Origin of the sequence: Nocardiopsis sp. TNDT3, assembly GCF_003427465.1 — a bacterium.
GTDB lineage: Bacteria > Actinomycetota > Actinomycetes > Streptosporangiales > Streptosporangiaceae > Nocardiopsis > Nocardiopsis dassonvillei.
In genome coordinates this window covers 1-3,937 of sequence record NZ_QPFC01000763.1, presented here as the reverse complement: position 1 = coordinate 3,937, position 3,937 = coordinate 1, and the positions used below count along the sequence as shown (strand labels likewise).

Annotated in this window: 4 protein-coding genes; 2 read left to right on the top strand and 2 right to left on the bottom strand. The window is 73.9% G+C overall.

Going from position 1 to position 3,937, the window contains the following annotated elements; all coding sequences use genetic code 11:
• Window positions 1-206: 206 nt before the first annotated feature.
• Window positions 207-1,874: an FAD-binding dehydrogenase gene (locus DQW06_RS18865; RefSeq protein WP_013153277.1), complete on the top strand. Its 1,668-nt coding sequence runs from the start codon at window positions 207-209 to the stop codon at window positions 1,872-1,874.
• 148 nt (window positions 1,875-2,022) lie between these two features.
• On the opposite strand, the gene DQW06_RS18860 is transcribed toward DQW06_RS18865, so the two are convergent.
• Window positions 2,023-2,262, bottom strand: a complete 240-nt coding sequence (locus DQW06_RS18860; RefSeq protein WP_013153278.1) for a hypothetical protein — start codon at window positions 2,260-2,262, stop codon at window positions 2,023-2,025.
• Between the two features lie 15 nt (window positions 2,263-2,277).
• A complete protein-coding gene (locus DQW06_RS18855; RefSeq protein WP_013153279.1) occupies window positions 2,278-3,186 on the bottom strand; it encodes an SPFH domain-containing protein in 909 nt (302 codons plus the stop codon).
• A 108-nt stretch (window positions 3,187-3,294) separates the two neighbouring features.
• Between DQW06_RS18855 and DQW06_RS18850 the strand changes: the two genes are divergently transcribed.
• Window positions 3,295-3,792, top strand: coding sequence for a PH domain-containing protein (locus DQW06_RS18850; RefSeq protein WP_117199017.1), 498 nt, complete (start codon window positions 3,295-3,297; stop codon window positions 3,790-3,792).
• The last annotated feature ends 145 nt before the right edge of the window (window positions 3,793-3,937 follow it).

Here is a 3,937-nt window from a genome sequence, read left to right as displayed (position 1 = left end):
CGGCGGCACCGCGCTGACGCGGTACCGCCGGAGCCCGTGGTGTGCGGTCCGTGCACGACCGCGGCCGAGCCGGGAGGGTTTGTCACCTCCTGACAAATCCTGTGGCGCACGGCACACTTCGCCCTTGCCGCGCCGCAGCGGCGGCGGCACAGTCGTCACCATCGCGCACACCGTGCCCCGGGCACGGCCGACCTGAGGGGAACAGCATGGGTAGTAGCGGAGACGACCGCGCCGACGTCATCGTCGTCGGCGCCGGGCTCGCGGGCCTGACCGCGGCCGCCGAACTGGCCGACGCGGGCAGGAGCGTGCTCCTGCTGGACCAGGAGCCCGAGCAGTCCCTGGGCGGCCAGGCGTTCTGGTCCTTCGGCGGGCTGTTCCTCGTGGACTCCCCCGAGCAGCGGCGCATGGGCATCAGGGACTCCGCCGAGCTGGCCATGCAGGACTGGACGGGCACGGCGGGGTTCGACCGCCCCGAGGACGCCTGGCCCCGCCGGTGGGCCGAGGCCTACGTGGACTTCGCCGCCGGGGAGAAGCGCTCCTGGCTGCACCGGCAGGGGATACGGTTCTTCCCCCTCGTGGGCTGGGCCGAGCGCGGCGGCTACCTGGCCGACGGCCACGGCAACTCCGTGCCCCGGTTCCACATCACCTGGGGCACCGGCCCGGGCGTGGTCGCGCCGTTCGAGCGGCGGGTGCGCGCGGCGGCCGAGCGCGGCCTGGTCTCACTGCGCTTCCGCCACCGGGTGGACGAACTGGTGGTCACGGGCGGGACGGTCACCGGCGTGCGCGGCGCGGTCCTGGCCCCCAGCGGCGTCAGGCGGGGCGAGGCCAGCGGACGCGAGGCGGTGGGCGACTTCGAGTTCTCCGCCCAGGCGGTGATCGTCACCTCCGGCGGAATCGGCGCCAACCACGACCTGGTGCGCCGCAACTGGCCCGAGCGCCTGGGCACCCCGCCCGAGCACATGCTCTCGGGGGTGCCCGAGCACGTGGACGGGCGCATGCTGGCCATCACCGAACGGGCGGGCGGGCGGATCGTCAACCCCGACCGCATGTGGCACTACACCGAGGGCATCCAGAACTGGGACCCCGTCTGGGCCCGGCACGGCATCCGCATCCTGCCGGGGCCCTCCTCGCTGTGGCTGGACGCGACCGGCAAACGGCTGCCCGCGCCCTACTTCCCCGGGTTCGACACCCTGGGGACCCTGGAGCACATCATGCGCAGCGGCCACGAGTACACGTGGTTCGTGCTCTCGCAGAGGATCATCGAGAAGGAGTTCGCCCTGTCGGGGTCGGAGCAGAACCCCGACCTGACCGGCAAGGACCTCGGGCTCGTCCTCAAGCGGGTGCTGCCGGGCGCGCCGGGGCCGGTGGAGGCCTTCAAGCGCAACGGCGCGGACTTCGCCGTCGCCGGCCGGCTGCCCGAGCTGATCCGGAGGATGAGGGAGATCGCGGGCGACGGCGTGCTCGACGCCGACACCGTCACCCGCGAGGTGGTGGCCCGCGACCGGGAGATGGTCAACACCTTCACCAAGGACCTCCAGGTGACGGCGATCCACGGGGCGCGCAACTACCGGGGCGACCGCCTGGCCCGGGTGGCGTCCCCGCACCAGATCCTGGACCCCAAGGCGGGCCCGCTGATCGCGGTGCGCCTGCACGTGCTCACCCGCAAGTCCCTGGGCGGCCTGCACACCGACCTGGACGCCCGCGTGCTGCGCGCGGACGGCACGCCGCTGCCGGGGGTGTACGCCGCGGGCGAGGTCGCCGGGTTCGGCGGCGGCGGGGTGCACGGCTACCGGGCGCTGGAGGGCACCTTCCTGGGCGGCTGCCTGTTCTCGGGCCGCACGGCCGGTCGGGCCGCCGCGGCGGCGCTGGGCTAGCGCGCTCCCCTCCCCGGGCCGTCGTCCCCCGCCCGGGGCCCGCGAATGGCGGCGCGGCCCGAAGCAGACGTCCCCGGGGCCGGCGCGCCGGGCGTACGCCGGTCCGGGCGCCCCACGGGCAGCCGGACCGGCGGCTCCGGCGGCGCCGTCACTTCCCCGGGCCGTCCTCCTGCTCGGGCTCCGGCTGCTCCGGCTCGGGTCTGCGCGGTCGGCCGCGGCGGGGGATGGCCCCCGCCTCCTTGGGCATCCGCCCCGCGTCGTCCAGCGCGCGGCGCAGCAGGAACTCGATCTGGGCGTTGGTGCTGCGCAGCTCCTGCCCGGCCCACCGCGCGAGCGCGTCGTGGACGGCGGGGTCGAGCCGCAGCAGCACCTTCTTGCGCTCGGGCACTGCCACCTCACGCGGTCACTGGTACAGGGTTCCGGCGTTGACGACGGGGCTGGCGGGGCGGTCGGAGCACAGCACCACGAGCAGGTTGCTGACCATGGCGGCCTTGCGCTCCTCGTCCAGCTCCACCACGCCCTCCTCCGAGAGGCGGGCGAGCGCGCGGTCGACCATGCCCACGGCGCCTTCGACGATCTCCTGGCGGGCGGCGATCAGCGCGCTGGCCTGCTGGCGCTGGAGCATGGCCTGGGCGACCTCGGAGGCGTAGGCCAGGTGGGTGAAGCGCGTCTCCACGATCCGCACTCCCGCCGCCTCGACCCGCTCGCCGACCTCCCGGGACAGCTGCTCGGTGATGAGGTCGGCGCTGCCGCGCAGGGAGCGGCTGGTGTCGGTGTCGTAGGAGTCGTAGGGGTAGTTGCCCGCGATGTGGCGCACGGCGGCCTCGGTCTGGATGGAGACGAACTCCACGAAGTCGTCCACCTCGAAGGAGGCGCGGGCGGTGTCCTCCACCTGCCAGACGATGACGGCGGCGATCTCGATGGGGCTGCCGGAGGCGTCGTTGACCTTCATCACGGAGGTCTCGTGGTTGCGGATGCGGGTGGAGACGCCCTTGCGGACGGTGAAGGGGTTGACCCAGCGCAGGCCGTCGGTGCGGACGCTGCCGACGTAGCGGCCGAAGAGCTGGACGACCTTGGCCTCGTTGGGCGCGACCATCTCCAGTCCGATGAAGAACAGGAAGCCGACCACGGCGAGGACCACGCCGACCGCCACCAGGGGCACGGGCAGTCCGACGATGGGCGACAGCGCGACGGCGACGCCGAGGAGGAAGAGCAGGATGCTGACCACCGCCATCACCATGCCGTTGATGCTGGCGGCGGGGTGTTCTCGGTACTGGGGCGCCGGGGTGGGGACCTGGCCGGTAGCGGTCATCTGAGGTTTCCGTTCTCTTCTGGGTGATGACGCGAGCATAGCATTGTGATATCACTTTTAAAAGACACCGGCCCGCCAGGGCCCCGAACCGAAGGAGGCGTGGACGCGATGAGCGCCGACACCCCCCGCCTGCGCCCACCCCGCCACCGGGTGGACGGGCGCGCCGTCCACTGGTGGACCACCCGGTCCCTGACCGTGACGGTCGTCCTCACCGCGATCCCCGTGGTGCCCGCGATCATCTGGGAGCCGCCGCGCGCGTGGTTCCTGGCCGCCGCCGCGGTGGTCGGCGGGATCGGACTCCTGATCACCGTGGTCATGCCGCGGTGGCGCTACCGCGTCCACCGCTGGGAGGTCACCGACACGGCCGTCTACACCTCCAGCGGCTGGCTCTGGCAGGAGTGGCGCGTGGCCCCGATGTCGCGCATCCAGACCGTGGACACCGCCCGCGGCCCCCTCCAGCGGGCGTTCGGGCTCTCCAGCGTCACCGTGACCACCGCCTCCGCCGCGGGCCCGATCAAGATCACCGGCCTGGACCACGAACTGGCCACGCGCGTGGCCGACCAGCTCACCGACACCACCCAGGCGACCCCGGGGGACGCGACATGAGCGACGGACACCGCCCCGGCCCCGAGGAGTTCCCTCCGGTGCCCGGGCAGAGCGAACCACCCGCCCCTCGGGCGGAAGGCCCCCCGGCCGGACCGGCCAGCGCGGTGCCGGGCCCCGCCCCGGCGGGAGCCTCGGCGCCCGCCGG

Excerpts from the sequence above, each read along its gene's own strand:
- DQW06_RS18865 (WP_013153277.1), top strand. The coding sequence starts at position 207 with ATGGGTAGTAGCGGAGACGACCGCGCCGACGTCATCGTCGTCGGCGCC.
- DQW06_RS18850 (WP_117199017.1), top strand. The coding sequence starts at position 3,295 with ATGAGCGCCGACACCCCCCGCCTGCGCCCACCCCGCCACCGGGTGGAC.
- DQW06_RS18855 (WP_013153279.1), bottom strand. The coding sequence starts at position 3,186 with ATGACCGCTACCGGCCAGGTCCCCACCCCGGCGCCCCAGTACCGAGAA.